Source organism: Streptomyces odontotermitis (genome assembly GCF_050510915.1).
In the GTDB taxonomy this organism is placed as follows: Bacteria; Actinomycetota; Actinomycetes; order Streptomycetales; family Streptomycetaceae; genus Streptomyces.
Genome location: NZ_JBNJLS010000030.1, coordinates 72406 through 90609 on the forward strand (window position 1 = coordinate 72406; position 18204 = coordinate 90609).

The 18204-nt window shown below is 73.2% G+C and carries 15 protein-coding genes; 8 read left to right on the forward strand and 7 right to left on the reverse strand.

Going from position 1 to position 18204, the window contains the following annotated elements; translation table 11 throughout:
• Positions 1-162: 162 nt before the first annotated feature.
• From ACQB60_RS43000 to ACQB60_RS43015, 4 genes are all read right to left on the reverse strand, one after another.
• Positions 163-1185, reverse strand: a complete 1023-nt coding sequence (locus tag ACQB60_RS43000) for a hemolysin family protein (RefSeq protein WP_496931543.1) — start codon at positions 1183-1185, stop codon at positions 163-165.
• Positions 1182-2573 (reverse strand): hemolysin family protein, encoded by a 1392-nt coding sequence (locus ACQB60_RS43005; protein WP_496931544.1) that lies wholly within the window; start codon positions 2571-2573, stop codon positions 1182-1184. Before ACQB60_RS43005 ends, ACQB60_RS43000 begins: the two co-directional genes overlap by 4 nt.
• 473 nt (positions 2574-3046) lie before the next feature.
• Positions 3047-3667, reverse strand: coding sequence for a hypothetical protein (locus ACQB60_RS43010; RefSeq protein WP_496931545.1), 621 nt, complete (start codon positions 3665-3667; stop codon positions 3047-3049).
• Positions 3655-4197 carry an RNA polymerase sigma factor gene (locus ACQB60_RS43015; RefSeq protein ID WP_496931546.1) on the reverse strand — a complete coding sequence of 181 codons (543 nt, stop codon included), beginning with the start codon at positions 4195-4197 and terminating at the stop codon, positions 3655-3657. Before ACQB60_RS43015 ends, ACQB60_RS43010 begins: the two co-directional genes overlap by 13 nt.
• Before the next feature lie 199 nt (positions 4198-4396).
• Here ACQB60_RS43015 and ACQB60_RS43020 point away from each other — a divergent pair, with 199 nt between their 5' ends.
• Positions 4397-5335 (forward strand): alpha/beta fold hydrolase, encoded by a 939-nt coding sequence (locus ACQB60_RS43020; RefSeq protein WP_496931547.1) that lies wholly within the window; start codon positions 4397-4399, stop codon positions 5333-5335.
• On the opposite strand, the gene ACQB60_RS43025 is transcribed toward ACQB60_RS43020, so the two are convergent.
• A complete protein-coding gene (locus tag ACQB60_RS43025; protein WP_496931561.1) occupies positions 5323-6174 on the reverse strand; it encodes an alpha/beta fold hydrolase in 852 nt (283 codons plus the stop codon). The genes ACQB60_RS43020 and ACQB60_RS43025 overlap by 13 nt on opposite strands.
• A gap of 169 nt (positions 6175-6343) precedes the next feature.
• Between ACQB60_RS43025 and ACQB60_RS43030 the strand changes: the two genes are divergently transcribed.
• The 4 genes from ACQB60_RS43030 to ACQB60_RS43045 all read left to right on the forward strand — a co-directional run bounded on the left by ACQB60_RS43030 (position 6344) and on the right by ACQB60_RS43045 (position 11608).
• Positions 6344-6886, forward strand: coding sequence for a sigma-70 family RNA polymerase sigma factor (locus ACQB60_RS43030; protein ID WP_496931548.1), 543 nt, complete (start codon positions 6344-6346; stop codon positions 6884-6886).
• Between the two features lie 209 nt (positions 6887-7095).
• Positions 7096-9837: an InlB B-repeat-containing protein gene (locus tag ACQB60_RS43035; protein WP_496931549.1), complete on the forward strand. Its 2742-nt coding sequence runs from the start codon at positions 7096-7098 to the stop codon at positions 9835-9837.
• 121 nt (positions 9838-9958) lie between these two features.
• Complete coding sequence (locus ACQB60_RS43040) at positions 9959-10330, forward strand: DUF952 domain-containing protein (protein WP_496931550.1); 372 nt, start codon at positions 9959-9961, stop codon at positions 10328-10330.
• An 87-nt stretch (positions 10331-10417) separates the two neighbouring features.
• Positions 10418-11608: an acyl-CoA dehydrogenase family protein gene (locus tag ACQB60_RS43045; protein ID WP_496931551.1), complete on the forward strand. Its 1191-nt coding sequence runs from the start codon at positions 10418-10420 to the stop codon at positions 11606-11608.
• 31 nt (positions 11609-11639) lie between these two features.
• On the opposite strand, the gene ACQB60_RS43050 is transcribed toward ACQB60_RS43045, so the two are convergent.
• On the reverse strand, positions 11640-12359 hold the full coding sequence (locus ACQB60_RS43050) for a histidine phosphatase family protein (protein ID WP_496931552.1): 720 nt from the start codon (positions 12357-12359) through the stop codon (positions 11640-11642).
• A 303-nt stretch (positions 12360-12662) separates the two neighbouring features.
• Between ACQB60_RS43050 and ACQB60_RS43055 the strand changes: the two genes are divergently transcribed.
• The 3 genes from ACQB60_RS43055 (at position 12663) to ACQB60_RS43065 (ending at position 16561) form a co-directional block, all read left to right on the forward strand.
• Positions 12663-13256: an Rv1733c family protein gene (locus ACQB60_RS43055; protein ID WP_496931553.1), complete on the forward strand. Its 594-nt coding sequence runs from the start codon at positions 12663-12665 to the stop codon at positions 13254-13256.
• Positions 13257-13394: 138 nt separating this feature from the next.
• Positions 13395-14327, forward strand: coding sequence for an oxygenase MpaB family protein (locus tag ACQB60_RS43060; RefSeq protein ID WP_496931554.1), 933 nt, complete (start codon positions 13395-13397; stop codon positions 14325-14327).
• Positions 14309-16561 (forward strand): serine/threonine-protein kinase, encoded by a 2253-nt coding sequence (locus ACQB60_RS43065; RefSeq protein ID WP_496931555.1) that lies wholly within the window; start codon positions 14309-14311, stop codon positions 16559-16561. Before ACQB60_RS43060 ends, ACQB60_RS43065 begins: the two co-directional genes overlap by 19 nt.
• Positions 16562-16576: 15 nt before the next feature.
• Here ACQB60_RS43065 and ACQB60_RS43070 read toward each other — a convergent pair whose 3' ends face one another.
• Positions 16577-17893 carry a M28 family metallopeptidase gene (locus ACQB60_RS43070; protein WP_496931556.1) on the reverse strand — a complete coding sequence of 439 codons (1317 nt, stop codon included), beginning with the start codon at positions 17891-17893 and terminating at the stop codon, positions 16577-16579.
• Positions 17894-18204: the final 311 nt, after the last annotated feature.

Below are 18204 nucleotides of genomic sequence, written 5' to 3' on the forward strand. Positions count from 1 at the left end.
GTGCTAATGCAGGCATACGTCGCAGATGAGCAACGCATGAGGCGATGACCCTACTTCATTGGTCTGCACCAAATGACCGGCCCCCGCCGGGAGCTCTCTCCGGCGGGGGCGTGGGTCGTTCGCGGCCGCAACGTGCCGCATCTGGTGGGTGGTTCGCCGCCGTCAGGCCGCCCCGCTCGGCTGGAGGTAGCGCGCCAGCAGGTCGTCCAGGCTGACAAGGCCGGTGAGGCGGCCCGTGTCGTCGCAGACCACGGCGAGGGACGCGCGGCGGTGGCGGAGCTGCTCGACGGCGTCGGCGACGGTGGTGTCGGCGGTGAGTTCGGGCATCGGCCGGGCCAGGTCGGCGGCGGTCGTGGCGCGGCCGCGGGTGCGGGCCACCAGGGCGTCGCGGGCGTGCACCGAGCCGAGCACCCGGGCGCCGTCGCGGACCAGGAGGCGGGTCCGTGCGCTGGCGTCGGCCACCGCGAGGATCTCGTCGACCGGTGCCGTCCCCGGCACCGACGTGATCTCGGCGGAGGGGATCTGGAGGTCGCCGACCGGTGTCAGCGGCTCGGTGAGCGAGCGCGCGATCAGCTCCGAGTCGTCCTTGCTGATCAGGCCGAGGCGCTCGGACTCCTCGACGAGATGGGTGAGTTGCTCCCGGTTGTGGACCGCCGTGAGCTCGTCGCGCGGGGTGACCCGGCACAGCCGTACGAGGCCGTTGCTGACCCTGTTGAGCAGCCAGATGAGCGGGCGCACGGCCTTCACCACGGCGCGGAAGGCGGGGGAGAGGAGCATCGCCGAGCGCTCCGGGTGGGCGATGGCCCAGGACTTGGGCGCCATCTCGCCGACCACCATGTGCAGGAAGACGACCACGATCATTGCGAAGGCGAAGGAGACGCCGTAGCTGAGTCCGCTCGGCAGCCCCCAGCCGTGCAGCAGCGGGTCGAGCTCGTGGGAGATCGCGGGCTTGGAGATCGAACCGAGGCCCAGGGTGCAGACCGTGATGCCGAGCTGCGCGCCCGCGAGCATCAGCGACAGCTCGCGCATGCCCGCGAGCGCCGCCTTCGCGCCGCGCTTCTTCTCGGCGGCCGCCTTCTCCATGCGATGCCGCTTGGCGGCGACGAGCGCGAACTCGGCGGCGACGAAGAACCCGCTGCCGATCAGCAGCAGCACGGTGACGAAGAGCGCCATCGGAAAGCTCATGCCCGCTCCTCCCCGGCCTCGGCCCCGGTCCCGGTCCCGGCCTCGGTCCCGGTTGCGGGGGCCGCCGCGGGGGCCGCCGCGGGCAGCCGCTCCAGGCGGACCCGCTCGGGCACGTGCCGGTCCAGGCTCCGTACGTCGATGACCGCGCTGTCGCCGCCGGGCAGGGCCACGGTGAGCCGGTCGCCGATGGCGGGGAAGCGGCCGAGCCGGTCCACGATGAGCCCGGCCACGGTGTCGAAGTCGTCCTCCTCGGGGAGCACGACGCCGGTGGCCTGGGCGACCTCGTCGAGGCGGCGGCCCGCGTCGACGAGCCAGCCGCGGCCGTCGGCCACCGCGAGCTCGGTGACGGTGTCGCTCTCGTCGGCGATGTCCCCGACGAGTTCCTCGGCGATGTCCTCGTACGTGACGATGCCCGCCACGCCGCCGTGCTCGTCCAGGACGACGGCGAACTCGTCGTCCCGCGCGCGCATCTGCGTCACCGCGTGCGGCAGCTCCAGGGTGTCGGGCAGGAGCAGCGGCGGGCGCGCGAGCTCGGCGGCCGTCGTCGTGCGCAGCCGGCCCGCGGGCAGCCCCATCAGCTCCCGCACGCCGAGGACGCCGCCGACGTCGTCCGGGTGGTCGCCGAGCACGGGGTAGTTCGAGTGGCCGTGCCGCGCGATCAGCTCGACGGCCTCGGTGGCGGGCGCCCCGGCCCGTACGAAGACGGCGTCCACGCGCGGCACCATCACCTCGTCCAGGGTCCGTTCGGAGAACTCCAGGGCCTGGTCGAGGAGTTCGGCGGTCTCCTTGGGCAGCTCGCCGCTCTCATGGGACTCGCCGATGAGATGGCCGAGCTCCTCCAGGGTGGCTCCGTGGTGCAGCTCCTCGACCGGCTCGATGCCGGCCTTGCGCAGCAGCCGGTTGGCCGCCCCGTCGAAGACCCGCACGAGGGGCCCGACGACCTTCAGATACGCGAGCGTGGACCCCGCGAGCGCCTTCGCGAGCCGCTCCGGCACGGCGAGCGCGAGGTTCTTCGGCGCCAGCTCGCCCAGCACCATCTGCACGACGGTCGCGAGCACGAACGACAGGACGACGGCGATGCCGGAGACGGCCCCCTCCGGGAGGCCCGTCCCGGTCAGTACGGGCCGCAGCAGCGTCGAGACCGAGGGCTCGGCCAGGAAGCCGACGACCAGACCGGTCACGGTGATGCCGAGCTGGGCGCCCGACAGCATGAAGGAGAGCCGCTCCAGGACCTGGAGGGCGCGGGCTGCCTTCTTGTCGCCGCTCTTGGCCTCGCGTGCGAGGGCGAGCCGGTCCGCGGAGACGTACGCGAATTCCTGGGCGACGAAGTAGCCCGTGCCGGCCGTCAGGACGAACACGGCGAGCACTCCGAGTGCGGCACTGATCATCGAGCACCACTGGGGCCCGGGGGGTCCGTCGGTCTGGCGGACAAGGTTCGGCTCCTCGAACTCGGGGGTTGCCAGGTGAACGGTCGGCTCCGGATCTGAGTTCCGGTGCTCTGTGACCACTGTCCGACGAGCCCGTACGGGGTGCCACCCGGCGCCGCGGCCCCGCGGGGAACAGCGGGCGGGGGAACAGCGGGGGCGGGGAGACCGTTCGCCACGAAACAGTTAAACAATGAACTAGAGAATCCGAAGGGTGAGCTCCATGTAGTTCGGGATCTTCACTGTCGGTGACGTCACGCCCGACCCGACGACCGGACGGGACCTACCTGCGTGCCCTGGTCGTGCCGACCGCCGTGTACGCGGCGTCCGAGGACTGGGGTGCGCAGGGCCTCGCGGCCAGGGTCGACCGTGCGGGCTCCGAGCCGGCCCGGTTCATGGGGCCGGGGGCCGGGCCTGTCGGCGGTGCGGTCCCGGCCTCAAGCGGGTTGAGAAGGGCCGCCGGTGCCGGCGTCGCCGTCGCCGCTCTGTGCCGCGGTGCGGTGTGTTTCCGTACGCCGTGCTTCGGTACGCCGTGCTTCAGTACGGCGCGCTTCGGTACGGCGGCGGGCGCGGGCGATCATGCGGCGGCCGCGGGCCCGGCCCAGCGGCCGCACGGCGCGCCGGAGCGGCCCCGGCACCGCGTGCCGCACCCCGCCGAGCACCGCGAACCGGGTGCCGGACCCCTCCGGCACGGCCGCCATCCCCCCGACCACATGCGCGCTCTGCATGAGGCACCACCCCGGTCGCAGCTGCACGTCGAACCGGGCCCGGTGGCCGAACGGCCCGTACGCGAGGGCGGTGCTGCGCCCGGACGAGAGCGTGGCCGTCGTGCGGAACGCCCGCATGGCCGGGACGAGATGAGGCAGCTCGGCGTCGAGGTCGCTCGCGACCGCCCACACCTCGTCGACGGGCAGGTCCACGTACTCCTCCGCGTACATGACGGCATGGAGCCCCGCGGCCATGACGCGCAGCCGGCGCACGGGGTCGAGGTCGGTGCCGGTGCCGGTGGTGCCGGTGGTGGCGGCGGTGTCGGGCGGGTCGGCGGTCATCGGGCCCATGCCTTTCGGAAGGTGTGGCGGGCGCGGTGCAGCCGTGACTTCACCGTGCCCCGGGAGACGTTCAGGACCTCGGCCGCCGTCCGTTCGTCGAGCCCCTCCAGCTCGCGCAGGACGAGGATCGCGCGGTGCTCGCCCGGCAGCCGGCGCAGCACGTCGCGGACGTCGGCGTCCAGTTCGGGTCCGGGCAGGGACGCGATGTCGTCGAACTCGCCGACGGGCGTCTCCCGTTGGCCGCGCCGGGCCACCCGCACCGCCTCGCGGACCGTGACGGTGCGCACCCATCCATACAGCGCGCGCGGGTCCTTGAGGCGGGGCAGCCCCTGGAAGACGGCGATGAGGGACTCCTGCACGGCGTCGGCGCTGTCGGCGAGGGCGATGGGGCGGCAGAGCCTGCCGACGTAGGGCGTCAGCAGGTCGATCAGGTCGTTGAGGGCCAGGGCGTCACCGGACTGTGCCGCCCGCACCAGGAGCGCGGCCGCCGCCCAGGGATCGTCCTTCCTGGACGGATCGCCTTCCTCTGGTTCGCGCACGGTTCGGTTCCCTCCCTGGGGTGCTGCGTCGCGACGGCTCCGTCTGCGTGAGCCGTCGGAAGGTCAGGAGGCGCGGGCCCGCGCAAAGGTTCCCGCCGATTCCTGCGGAACCTTTCCCCGACCGGGTTCCTCCTGACGGGACGACCGCCGAACAGGCAGCAGATGAGCAAGCAGCAGTCGAACAGGAGTTGACATCGCCATGGAGCCGATGACCGCGCTGGACCCGCAGCAGTACGCGTCGAAGTGCGGCGGCGCTCGACCGCTGCCCGCTCTGGACGGCGTCCGCCACCGTGACGTCGAGGTGCGAGGAGGGGTGCGCCTGCACGTCGCGGAGGCGGGTGACGGCGCGGGCGAGCCGGTCGTGCTGCTGCACGGGTTCCCCCAGCACTGGTACGGCTGGCGCGAGGTGATCCCCCGCCTGTCCGGCGCGTTCCGGCTCATCTGCCCGGACCAGCGGGGCTTCGGCTGGTCCGACGCCCCGGCGACCGGCTACGACACGAACAGCCGGGTGGCGGACGTGCTCGATCTGCTCGACGCCCTCGGTCTCGACCGGGTCCGGCTCATCGGCCACGACTGGGGTGCCTGGACCGGCTTCCACCTGTGCCTGCGCGCCCCGGAACGCGTCACGCACCACCTCGCCCTGAACATGCTGCACCCCTGGCCGCGCCACCGCCGCCTGGCGCCGCAGTCCTGGCGCTTCTGGTACACGGCACTGCTCGAACAGCCCCTGCTGGGGCGGTGGTTGCTGCGCCACCGGCCCGGCTTCACCCGCTACCTGATGCGGAAGGGAGCGGCGGCACAGGAGGTGTGGTCGCCCGAAGTCCTGGAGGAGTTCGTCAGCTCCAGCCGGGAGCCGGACCGCGCGCGAGCCGGGGAGGCCCTGCACCGCGCCTTCGCCCTCCACGACATCGCGCGTCTGGCCCTCGGCCGCTACCGGAGGCTGCACCTCGCCACCCCGACCCTGATCCTGGGCGGCGAGCGCGACTTCCTGCTCCCGCCGAGCGTCCTCACCCCTCCTGCCGAAGGTCTCGCCGACGACCTGCGGACCGAGATCCTGACCGGGTGCGGGCACTACGCGCACGAAGAGCGGCCCGACGCGGTGGCACAGGCGGCGCGCGAGCTGTTTCAGAAGAGCTGAGCCGCCAGGAACGCGGCCGCGGTCGCCACGAAGCGGTCCGCGTCGTCGTGCCACGGGTAGTGCCCCGCCCCCGGCTGCACCACGAGCGTGGCGTCGGGGAACAGCGCCGCGAGCTCGGCCACCGCCGCGGGCGGGCTGTTGAGGTCGTACTCCCCGGCGAGCAGCAGCACGGGCGCCGTGAGGGAGGCGAGCGCCGCGCGGGTGGCGTCCGGGTCGAAGGCCCCGTCGGAGCCGTAGCCCCGGACCGCCTCCCCGTTGCACGGTTGGCTCTCGGCATGCAGCTTCCGTGTCGTCTCGTCCCAGCGGCCCCAGAAGAAGGGTGCGACGGCCTCCCAGTCGCCGCCCGTGCCCGCGGCCACCGCCTCGAACGCGGCGAACGCCTCCGGGAACCAGGGCTCGTGGGCCCGCGACAGCGCCACCGCACGCCGGGCCTCGCCCGTGACCTCGACCCCGGCGGCGCGGGTGCCGGGGCCGATCAGGGCGAGCCTGCGCACGCGCCGCGGGTACCGGGCCGCGTACTGGACGGCGAGGTTCGCGCCGCCGGAGTGGGCGAGCAGGTCGATCTCACCGAGGCCGAGGTGCGTACGGAGCGCCTCGACGTCGTCGACGAGCCGGTCGCAGCGGTACGAGGCGGGGTCCTCGGGGAGTGCGGACGCGCCCGTGCCGCGCAGGTCGAGGCGGAGCAGCGCGCGGTGGGCGGCGAGGCCGCCGAGGTCGCCGAGATAGGCGGAGTCCGCGGGGCCGCCGGGGAGGCACACGACGGGGTCGCCGTCCTCGCCCCCGCCCTCGGCCAGGTGAGCGGCGAGCCGGGTTCCGTCCGGTGCGGTGAAGGTGGGCATGGCGCGGATCCTGTCACTCATAACCAGGTTGTACAACCCGGTTATGGGGCGGCTCGGCTGCGGTGTATAACCGAGCGATGACAGGCGAAGAGAGCACGCGTCGTCCCCCGGGCCCCCGGGTTCTCCGGGGGCGCTCACCGACGGCCAGGCCGAGCGGCTGCTCGCCGACATGAACGAGGTCATTCGCGCCGGCGAGGAGATGCGGGCGCTGCGCGCCGAGATGATCCGGCTGCTCGTCGGCCAGGGCTGGACCCAGGAGCGGATCGCCCGGCTCAGCGGAATGAGCCAGCCCGCGGTGTCCAAACAGGTGGCCAAGGCCAAGGCGGACGGCCCCACGCCCGCGCCCGAGCTCGCCCTCGGCCAGTACGACACGCCCTGGCTCGAAGGGCGCCTGTGGGGGCTCGCCGAGGAGATCTCCGAGACCTGCCGGGACGCCGCCCGCTGCACCCGTGCGGTCACGGCCCTCGCCCGCGGAAGGCTGCGCTTCACACCCCGCCACGTCGACGAGCTGCGCCGTCTCGTCGAGGAGGACCTGAGGCTCAACAGGACGGAGCTGCCGGGGAGTTACCAGGCCGCGTACGACCAGATCGCCCGCGGCCTCGACGTCCCGCCGAAGAGCGCCGCCGACCCGGCCCCCGTCCCCGGATCTCCCTCCGCCCGTCGTGCCCTCGCCTGCCGGATCCAGCGCGACGTGCTGCGCGCCGACGCCTGACCGGCGGGTCCGCGCACCCCCCGATCGGCGGAACCCCCGGCGCGCCCGGGCCGTCGTGCGGGGGGAGCGGTACGGGCCGGGGTCCTCTGGTGGGTGACGATCCGTCACCTATCGGTCAGGAGAGGACTGTTGTGGCCAGAGCAGTGGGCAGAGGCGTGGGCAGAGGCGTGGACAGAGTCGCGGGCAGTGTGAACAGGCGGCGGAGACAGGTGAGTTGGGCCTCGGCCGTGGCCTGCGCGGTGGTGCTGACCCAGGCGGCGCCGGTGGCCGCGCAGGGGGCGCCGCCGCCCACCGGGGGAGCGGCCGCGCGGGCCGCCGCGCTGGGACCCGTACCGGGAGAGCCCTGGGTGCTGCGCGAGGGCAGGCTCGGCGTCACGCCCGACAACGTCAAGAGCCTCTGCGACCAGCAGGCCGACGGGGTGTTCTCCATCGTGCTGCCGCTCTTCCCCGACGTCACCATCAGCGCCGTCGCCGACCAGGTCGGCTATCTGCCGGGCGACAGCATCGTGATCGAGGGCCACGTCGAGGGCGCGCCGGACGCGAAGCTGTACCTGACCGTGACCAAGGGGTGCAGCGGCGGCCCGGTCCGCCTCTCCGGGCAGGTCCAGCAGGGGTACCTCCGGTACGAACTGACCGGCACCGACGAGGGGTACAGCGCTGTCCAGGAGATCGACCCCCGGGCCAAACCGGTCCGGCCGACGGACACCTACACCCCGCCCGTGATCCACCGCGAACCCGCCGGAACCCGCGCCCGGACCGCCCGCCCCGAGCCGCGGTCCGAGCCGCGCGTCAGGGCGCAGTCCGTCGTGGACGTGGCCGTCGGCTACACCAAGAACGCGGCGAAGAAGCTCGGCGGCGACCAGGGCCTCAAGGACAAGGTCGCCGTCGCGGAGAAGTCGATGAACGCCGCGCTCAAGGCCGCCGGGGTGCAGGGGAAGGTGAAGTTCGGCTCCCTCTTCAAGGCCGACTACACCGGCAACGAGGACTCCGACGCCGTGCTGAAGGCCCTCAACACCAAGGACAGCGCCCTCGGCAAGCAGGCCCGGAAGCTGCGCGAGGACAAGAAGGCCGACCTGGTGTCCGTCATCTCGGACGTGCCCAAGCCGCCCGCCGGCACGTACACCGCGGGCATCGCCAACACCCCGCAGGAGCCGCTCCTGAAGGAGAAGCGGGAGCGCAAGGGCAACACCATCTGGGTCACCCCGCCGACCTCCGGCGAGCAGATCTACTCGGCCGTCGACGCCGCCGACATGGCCGACGGCACGATGGCGCACGAGCTCGGCCACAACATGGCGCTGTGGCACGACGACAAGACCCTGGACGAGCAGCGCGGCAAGGGCTGGGCGAAGAACCCCGTCTACCCCTACAACCGCGGCTTCGTCGTGCCCAGCCAGAAGTACCACTCGATCATGGCGTACGGCTCGGCGTGCACCCCGGCGTGGAGCTGCAGCGTGAGCATGCACTACTCCGCGCCGAAGCAGAAGGCCGCCTCGGGGGAGACCCTCGGCAACGCCGACCACGACAACGCACGCGTGCTGCGCCAGACCCTCCCCGTCGTCGCCCAGTACCGCACCCCGCCCAAGCCGCCCACCACGTACGCGCTCGCGCTGAGCGCCGCCCCGGCCGCGGGCGGCACCGTGAAGGCCGCGCAGGACGGCCCGTACGACCCGGGCACCAAGGTCACCGTGACGGCGACGCCGCAGGCGGGCTACGCGTTCAGCGGCTGGACGCTCGACGGCAAGCCGCGCGGCTCGGCCAACCCGACGTCCGTCCTGATGGACGCGCGGCACACGCTGGTCGCCCAGTTCAAGAAGAGCACGACACCGCCGAAGGTCTACCCGGTCACGGCGACCGCCGACCCGGCCCAGGGCGGCACCGTCGCCCTCAAGCCGAGCAAGAGCGGCTACCCGCAGGGTGCCAAGGTCACCGCCACGGCCAGTCCGAAGCCCGGATACCGGTTCAGCGCCTGGGAGTTGAACGGCCGGCGCGCGGGCACCGACGCCGCCCTGAACCTCGAAGTCGACGGCGCCACCCGCCTCACCGCGAAGTTCAGCCGCGCCGACCTGACCCTCACCACGAAGACGGCGCCGAACGCGAAGTCCGGCACGCTCCAGGTCTCCGAGCCCGGCCCGTACCCGAAGGGGAGCTCGGTCCTGGTCAGCGCCCGCCCGGCCAAGGGCCGCAAGCTGACCGGCTGGAGCGTCGACGGGGCCGAGGCGACGCCCGCCAACCCGCTCCGCCTCACGATGGACACCTCCCACACCGTGACCGCCACCTTCGGCTGCGCGACCTCGCCCAAGGGTGGCTTCGCCGCCAAGTGGCGTGCCCTGGGCGGCGGGAGCGGCTCCCTCGGCTGCGCCACCACGGGCGAACGCCGCACCCGCGGCGGCTCCTACGAGCGCTTCGCGGGCGGCAACCTCTACCGCACGGGCTCGGCGCAGCCGTACGCGGTGCACGGGCCGATCTTCACCAAGTACGGCCAACTTGCCTATGAGCGGGGCGGCTTGGGCTTCCCGGTCGCCGACGCGAAGGACTCGGCGGCCGACACGCGCCAGGAGTTCCGGGGCGGCACCCTCGTCTACGACAAGAAGACCCACAAGGTCACCGTCCAGCGCCGCTGCAAGCTCCCCGTGACCGGCTCCTTCGCCCGCAAGTGGCAGCAACTCGGCGGCATCCAGGGGGTCTACGGCTGCCCCACGACCAAGGAACGCCCCGCCTCCAAGGGCGGCGTCTTCCAGCGCTTCGACTACGGCAACCTCTACTGGACCAAGGCGACAGGACCGCACGGCGTTCAGGGGCCCTTCCTCTGGACGTACGAGGCGCGGGGCTGGGAGCGCGGCAGGCTCGGCTTCCCCGTGGGCGACGAGCGGCCCACGGCGACCGGCGCCACCCAGCGCTTCCAGGGCGGGACGCTGACGTGGAACAGGAGGACGGGCAAGGTCACCGGCTGACACCCGGCAGGTGCGGGCGGCTGCGGCGGGGTTCCGGAAGGGCCCGGACCGCAGCCGCCGCCGTATGACCGGGTGCGGCCGTATGACCGGCGACAGCTGCTTGACCGGGTATAACCGGCGCATGATCTACCACGCGGTTCCCCTCGCGGACTGGAGCGCCGACCCCGACGCCCCGTATGCGCCCCCGTCCCTCGCGAAGGAGGGCTTCGTCCACTGCTCGCCCGACGAGGCGACCACCCTCTCCGTCGTCAACGCCTTCTACCGCACCGCCCCGAGGCCGCTCGTGGTCCTGTGCCTGGACGAGTCCCGCCTCGCGTCCCGGGTGGAGTGGGAGGCTCCGACCCCCGTGCCCCCGCCCGGAGCGGCCCACGTCACGGCGTTTCCCCACGTGTTCGGCCCGCTCGACCGTGCGGCGGTCGAGCGGGTCCTGGAGGTGGAGTGGGACGAGGAGGGGAGGGCGGTCGGGCTGCGGCGGGCGCGCGGTGAGGAGTGACGGGGCCATTCACAATTTCTGGAACGAGTTCTACTGTGTCCGCCGTCAGGTCCCGGATGCGCAGAAACCGCCGAGCCAGGAGCCGCCATGCACCTCGAATACACCCCTGAGCAACAGCAGTTGCGCACCGAGCTGCGTGCGTACTTCGCCGACCTCGTGCCGGACAACGCCTACGCCCGCTACGACGACCCCGCCGCGCAGAAGCAGTTCTACCGGGAGACCGTGCGGCGGCTCGGCTCCGACGGGTGGCTCGGGGTGGGCTGGCCCAAGGAGTACGGGGGGCGCGGGCTCACGCCCATGGAGCAGTTCATCTTCTTCGACGAGGCCGCCCAGGCGGGGGTCCCGCTGCCCTTGATGGCGCTCAACACCGTCGGGCCGACCATCATGCAGTTCGGCACCGACGAGCAGAAGGCGTACTTCCTGCCGAAGATCCTCTCCGGGGAGATCGACTTCGCCATCGGCTACAGCGAGCCCGACGCGGGCACCGACCTCGCCGCCCTCAAGACGAAGGCGGTGCGCGACGGCGACGAGGCCACCGGCCATTACACGGTCAACGGGCAGAAGATCTGGACCACCAACGGCGACACCGCCGACTGGGTCTGGCTCGCCGTCCGCACCGACCCGGACGCCCCGCCGCACAAGGGCATCACGATGCTCCTCGTGCCGACCTCCGACCCCGGCTACTCCTGCACCCTCATCAACACCCTCGCCTCGCACGACACCACCGCGAGCTACTACGAGAACATCCGCGTCCCCGTCACGCGCCGGGTCGGCGACGAGAACAAGGGCTGGCGGCTCATCACCAACCAGCTCAACCACGAGCGCGTCACGCTCGCCGCCCACGGCACCATGGCGATCCGCGCCCTCCACAACGTGCAGCGCTGGGCCGCCGACACCAAGCTCGCCGACGGCCGCCGCGTCATCGACCTGGGCTGGGTGCGCCAGCGCCTGGCGAGGACGCACACCAAGCTCGACGCCATGAAGCTGCTCAACTGGCAGATGGTGAACGCCGTCCAGGAGGGCACGCTCACCCCGCAGGACGCCTCCGCCGTGAAGGTCTACGGCTCCGAGGCCCGCCGCGACGCGTACGCCTGGCTGATGGAGGTCGTGGGCGCGGCCGGCGTCCTCAAGGAGGGCTCCGCGGGCGCGGTCCTCCACGGCGAACTGGAGCGCGGCTACCGCTCCGCGGTCATCTTCACCTTCGGCGGCGGCAACAACGAGATCCAGCGCGAGATCATCTCGTGGATCGGCCTGGGGATGCCGCGCGTACGACGGTGATCTCCCCGCCCGTGCCGAGCGCCCCTCGTTCTCACCACTGCTGCCACGACGCGGACTCCGCCGACCACACCTCGTCGCGCACGCGAGTGTCGTGTTCGAGGTGGCCCGTGTCGTTCCAGCGGCGGATGACGCGGTGGCCATGGCTCCAGCTGAGACCCGACAACGACCCCGGGGCGAGGTCGAGCCGGGCCGCGAAGGACACGTCCTGTCCCAGCCAGCGGGCGGCGAGCGCGCGCAGCATGTGGGCGTGGGCGAAGAGGACGACGTTGCGGTTCAACTCGCAGGCCCAGCCGACCACTTCATCGGCGCGGGCGGCGATGTCCGCGAGGGTCTCGCCCTCGGGCACGCCGTCCCGCCACAGGTCCCAGCCGGGGCGGTCCTCCTGGATCCGGGGCGTGGTCAGGCCCTCGTAGGCGCCGTAGTCGTACTCCATGAGCGCGTCCCACGGCGTGGCCCGGTCGATGAACCCGGCGAGTTCGCACGTCTGCCGGGCGCGCAGCAGCGGGCTGGTGCGGACGACCGCGTCGGACAGGCCGTCCCACGGGCTGCGGTGGAGGCGCTCGCCGAGCCGTCGCGCGCTGCGCCGCCCCGCCTCGATCAGCGGCAGGTCGGTGCGGCCGGTGTGGCGTCCGCTCTGGGACCAGGTGGTCTCGCCGTGCCGGGCGAGCAGGATGCGCGGCGTGGGCGTGGGCGCCGGCTCGCCTCCGCTCCGCGGCGGGTCCACCCCGCGTCCCTGTGGGTCGGCGCTCATGACTCCCAGTAGCCGCCATGATCAGCTCACCGTCAGGCGGAGGTGGGCCGATCGGGTGTGAGCGGCACCATCGGCCCTCAGTACGACCAGTTCGGAGCCCCCGCCGCTCGCGGGTCGACCGCTGTCCAGGGGCCGGACGGACCGCTCCGGTGCCCGGCCGGCCCTTGGTGGCCGGCGGGTGCGGCCGGACGCTGAGGGGGAGGAGCCGGACCCGCAGCGGCGAAGGGACGGCAGCCATGGCGGACAGGTGCGAGACGATCCGCGCGGCATCAGCCCCACCCCGTGCGGAGGGGGTCTGACGGCATGCCGGGCACGCGACGCGGCTGGCGGTGGCGAGCCAACCCCCTGCGGCGCCGGTCCGACGTCATCGAGGCATGGCTGGTCCTGGGCATGGGGGCCGCCGTGCTCCTCGGGGCGCCCGCGGTGGGCGTCGTCGTGGGCGGGGCCGCGCTCGCCGACGCCCGCGTCGAGGCCCAGCGGCAGCGCGCGGAACGCCTGCCCGCCCGCGCCGAACTCACCCGCGACGCACCGGCACAGACCGCCTGGACCGTCACGGGCGGCAGCCCGCCCTCGACCTACCCGGTGTCCGTGCGCTGGACCACGGAGGCGGGCGAGAGCCGCACCGGCACGGCGCGCGTCACCGTCGGCCTGCACGCGGGAGACCGCGTCGACATCTGGCTCGACCGTCAGGGCGACCTGGTGGGCGCCCCCTGGGACGACTCCGACCTGTGGCTGCGCGCCCTGTCCACCGGCGCGGGGGCGGCGGCCGTGGGGGCGGGGGCGGCGCTGCTGACCGGCTGGGCCGTGCGGCTCGGCCTCGACCACCGGCGCCTGGCCGCCTGGGAGCGGGAGTGGGCGACGACGGCCCCCGACGGCCCCTGCCCGCCGACCCCGTGACGGGGTATGCGGACCGTGCCCCTTGCCGGTGCGGGCTCGCCCCCTGGCACGGCCCGCAGGGGGCGGGCCGTTCGGCCGCACGGACCATACTGAGAGGGCACCAGCAGCCGTCGTACGTCGCACTCCAGGAGGCCGGCCATGCGCCCCGACCCCGGTGACCCCGGTCTCTTCGGGCCCTCGTCCGTCACCTGGAACCTGCACGGCGACCCGATGATGTGGGTCGGCGGGATCCGCGCGCTCTACCTCCAGGCGCTGCACCCGCGCGCGGTCCGCGGCGTCATGCAGAACTCCGACTTCAGGAAGGACGCGTGGGGGCGGCTGCTGCGGACCGCGCGGTTCGTGGGCGTCACGACGTACGGCGCGACGGAAGCGGCGGAGGCGGCCGGAGCCCGGGTGCGGAAGATCCACAGCAGATTGACGGCGACCGACCCGGACACGGGGGAGCGGTACGGCGTCGACGAACCTGAGCTGCTGCTCTGGGTGCATTGTGCGGAGATCGACAGCTACTTGCACGTCGCCCGGCGCTCGGGCATCGGCATGCCGGACGCGCTCGCCGACCAGTACGTGCGCGAACACCGGGAGAGCGCCCGCCTCGTCGGGCTCGACCCCGCCGCCGTACCGGCGTCGACCGCCGAACTCGCCGCGTACTTCGAGAAGGTGCGGCCCGAGCTCGCCGCGGGGCCCGAGGCCCGGGACGTCGACGACTTCCTGCGCCGGCCGCCCGTGCACCCGGCCCTCGTCCCGGCACGCGCCCTGCTGTGGCGGCGCGTCGCCGGACTCGCCTACGCGTCCCTGCCGCCGTACGCGCATCAGTTGTACGGGCGGCCCGCTCCGGCGCCCGCCGTCGTGACGCGCCGCCTGCGCACCACGGGCACCCTCCTGCGCACCATTCCCCCTCGTCTACGCTGGCAACTTCCCCCGAAGCACATCCTGCGGGCCATGGAGCGCGTCGGCCCGGGCAGCCGCCCGGCCCCGTACAAACTCGGCACCCGGGCAGCCATACTGGACGGGCCGGGGAGGGCGCAGCGAGGCAACGGGGGCGACGGCACGACATGGCGGACACCAGGCTGATCCAGGGCCGCTACCGGCTCCTCGATCTGATCGGGCGCGGGGGCATGGGCGAGGTGTGGCGGGCGCGGGACGAGTCGCTCGGCCGCAGGGTCGCCGTGAAGTGCCTCAAGCCCCTGGGGCCCCAGCACGACCAGTCGTTCACCCGCGTCCTGCGCGAGCGCTTCCGCAGAGAGGCCCGCGTCGCGGCCGCGCTCCAGCACCGGGGCGTGACCGTCGTCCATGACTTCGGCGAGCACGACGGGCTGCTCTACCTGGTCATGGAGCTCCTGGACGGGCGCAACCTCAGCCAGCTCCTGGAGGACAACAAACAGCACCCGCTGCCCGTCGGCGACGTCGTGGAGATCGCCGACCAGGTCGCGGGCGCCCTCGCATACACCCACGAACAGGGCATCGTGCACCGCGACTTGAAGCCCGCGAACATCATGCGGCTCACCGACGGCACGGTGAAGATCTGCGACTTCGGCATCGCCCGGCTCGGCGCCGACATCGGGTTCACCTCGCGGCTGACCGGCACCGGCATCGCGATGGGCACCCCGCACTACATGTCGCCGGAGCAGATCAGCGGCGGCCACGTCGACCAGCGCAGCGACCTGTACTCGTTCGGCTGCGTGCTCTACGAGATCGCCACGGGCGCGCCGCCCTTCGACATGGAGGACGCCTGGGCGGTCCTCGTCGGCCACCGCGACACGGCCCCCGAACCGCTGCGCGCCCACCGCGAGGAACTGCCCGGCTACTTCGAGGAGCTCGTCCTCGACCTGCTCGCCAAGGAGCCCGACGACCGCCCGCACGACGCCCGCGAGCTGAGCCGCCGCATCCACGCGGCCCGCGGCCCGCACGGCGGCTACGTGCCCACGGTCAGGACGCCCTCCGTCGCGCCCCGCCCCGGCCGGCCCGCCTCCGCCGGCCACCTCCCGTCCCGCGAGCCGCGGCTGCCGTCGTGGACGCGCGGCATGACCACCGGCCACAAGGCGGGCGGCGCACACTCGCTGCGCATGACACCGCCCGACGCGGCGGCCGGGCTCACCGGCGAGTGGATCCCGCGCGCGGGCGCCCGCGGCCCCGCCGTGCCCCGCGAGCCCGAACGCCCCACGCCGCCCCCGGAGTTGCTCGACAAGCTCGCCGACCGGCACAGGGCGGGGCTCAGCCTCGGGCGGCTCGGACGGTGGGCGGAGGCCGGGGAGGTGCACCGCTCGGTGGCCGCCGAGCGCGAGCACGCCCTGGGGCCCGAGCACCCCGACACCCTCGCCAGCCGCTACGAGGTCGGCTTCACCCTCAGCCGCACCGGGCGCCCCGCCGACGCCCTGCGCGAATACGGCCGCGTCGCCGAGGGCCGGGAGCGCGCGCTCGGCCCCGACCACCCCGACACCCTCGCCGCCCGCCAGGAAATGGCGTACGTCCTCGGCCAGTTGGGGCGGCACTTCGAGGCCCACCAGGTCTATACGGCGGTGCTCGCCGCCCGCGAGCGGACCGTCGGCGCCGACCACCCCGACACACTGCGCTGCCGCCACAATCTCGCCTACAACCTCAGCCGCCTGGGCCGCCTGGAGGACTCGTACCGCCTCGCGAGCCAGGTGGCGCTCGCCCGCGCCCGCGTTCTCGGCCCCACCCATCCCGACACGCTCGTCACGCGGTACGAAGTGGCGTACGCGCTCGGCCAGTTGGGGCGCTGGCCGGAGGCCCTGCAGACCTACCGGGAGGTCGCCGACGCCCGCTCCCGCGCCCTCGGCGCCGACCACCCCGACACGCTCGCCGCCCGCTACGAGGTGGGCATCAGCCTCGGCCGTCTCGGCCGCAGCGGCGAGGCTCTGGAGCTCTACCGCGACCTCATCGACGACCGCACCCGCGTCAATGGCCCCGCCCACCCCGAGACGCTGCGTGCCCGGCACGGACTCGGCGTCAACCTCGGCCGCCAGAGCCGCTGGGAAGAGGCCCTGGCCGAGGCCCGCGACGTGTGCGCGATCCGCGAGCGGGTGCTCGGCGCCGACCACCCGGACACCCTGGTCAGCCGCCGCGAAGTGGCCGTCGGGCTCGGCTGGCTGGGCCGCTGGGCCGACGCGCTCACCGAGTACCGGCGGGTCGCGGCGGCCCGCGAACAGGTCCTGGGCGCCGACCACCCCGACGCCCTGGCCAGCCGCAACGACGAGGCGCACTGTCTGGAGCAGCTGGGCCGGGGCACCGAGGCGGTGGAGCTGTACCGGAGGGTGGCGGCGCTCAGACAGCAGCGGGCCACCTGACCGGTCGGAGAGGACTCAGAAGGTCAGCTTCCAGCTGTTGATGTAGCCGGTGTCCTGGGCGGCGACGTCCTGGACGCGCAGCTTCCACGCACCGTTCGCGGCCTTCGCGGACGCGTTGACGGTGTATGACGCGATGACGTTGTCCGCCGAGTCGTTGCTGCTGGAGTTCTTCAGCCGGAACGCCGTGCCGTCCGGTGCGAGCAGGTCGACCACCAGGTCACCGCGCCAGGTGTGCCGGATGTCGACGTCCACCTTGAGGTTCGACGGGGCGTTGCCGGTGCGGCCGGTGACGTTGACGGTGGACGTGACGGCGGCGCCGTTGTCCGGGATGGCCACGTCGTCGGTGTTCTCGAAGACGCCGCCGGGCGGGGTGGTGGAGCCTTCGGCCAGGTTCCAGACGGCGTACGCGATGGCGTCGCTGTTGCGGTCCAGGGCGGTGTCGTTGATGTTCGCCGTGGTGTCGCAGGACGAGTGGTAGCAGCGGTCGAAGGGCTGGCCCGCCGTGCCGCCCCACTTCTGGGCCTGGGCGCTGGTCTTGGTGTAGTCGGCGCCGCTGAACAGCCCGCCGACGGCGATGCCGACGTTCTTGAAGGGGGCGTGGTCGGACCGGCCGTCGCCCTCGGTCTCGATCTCCGTGGGGATGTTGAGACCGGCGTAGTAGTCCTTGAAGACCTTCTCCAGGGCGGGGTTGTCGTCGTAGACGAAGTAGCCGGGGTTGGGCGAGCCGATCATGTCGAAGTTCAGATACCCGCTGATCTTCGAACGCTCGCTGGAGGGAAGGTTGTTGACGTAGTACTTCGACCCGACCAGGCCGAGCTCCTCCGCGCCCCACCAGGCGAACCGCAGGTGCTTCGCGGGCTTGAACTGCTCGCGCGAGACGGCGAGCGCGGTCTCCAGGACGGCGGCCGAACCCGAGCCGTTGTCGTTGATGCCGGGCCCCGCGGTGACGCTGTCGAGATGGGAGCCGGTCATCACGGTCTGGCCGGTGTCCCCACCGGGCCAGTCGGCGATGAGGTTGTAGCCGGTGGCGCCGCTGGAGGTGAACTGCTGGACGGTGGTGGTGAACCCGGCCGCGTCCAGCTTGCCCTTCACATAGTCGAGCGACGCCTTGTACCCGGCGCGGCCGTGGGCGCGGTTGCCGCCGTTGGAGTTCGCGATGGACTGGAGCTGGGAGAGGTGCGCCTTCACGTTGGCCACGGGGATGTCGGGCGCGGCGAGGGCGGGGGCGGGCGCCGTGGGGTGCGGCGCCGCGAGGGCCGCGGGCGCGGCCGGGACGAGCAGCCCGCCGATGGCCAGGGCGGCGACGGCGACGGTGCGTCTTACGCGTCTCATGAGAGGGCTCCGGATTCCGAACAGGGACAGGGACGGAATGTGCGAGACGCCCCGTGCCGTGGGGACACGGAGCGCTGGAGCTGTGGGGGAAGTGAGGTGCATGAAGCGTGAACGGTGACGCGAGCCTGATGGTCGGGGAGGGCTGACGCACGGTCAAGGGCGGAAACCGGTCAGAATGCGGGCGCCAATGTCCGCATAACGGACGGCGGGCTGAGCGGGTCTGCCTCGTCTGCGTCTGCGTCTGCGTCTGCGGGTGAGGATGGTGGGTGGGGCGGGGTGGGGACGCGGCGGTATGTCCGTCCTCGAAACGC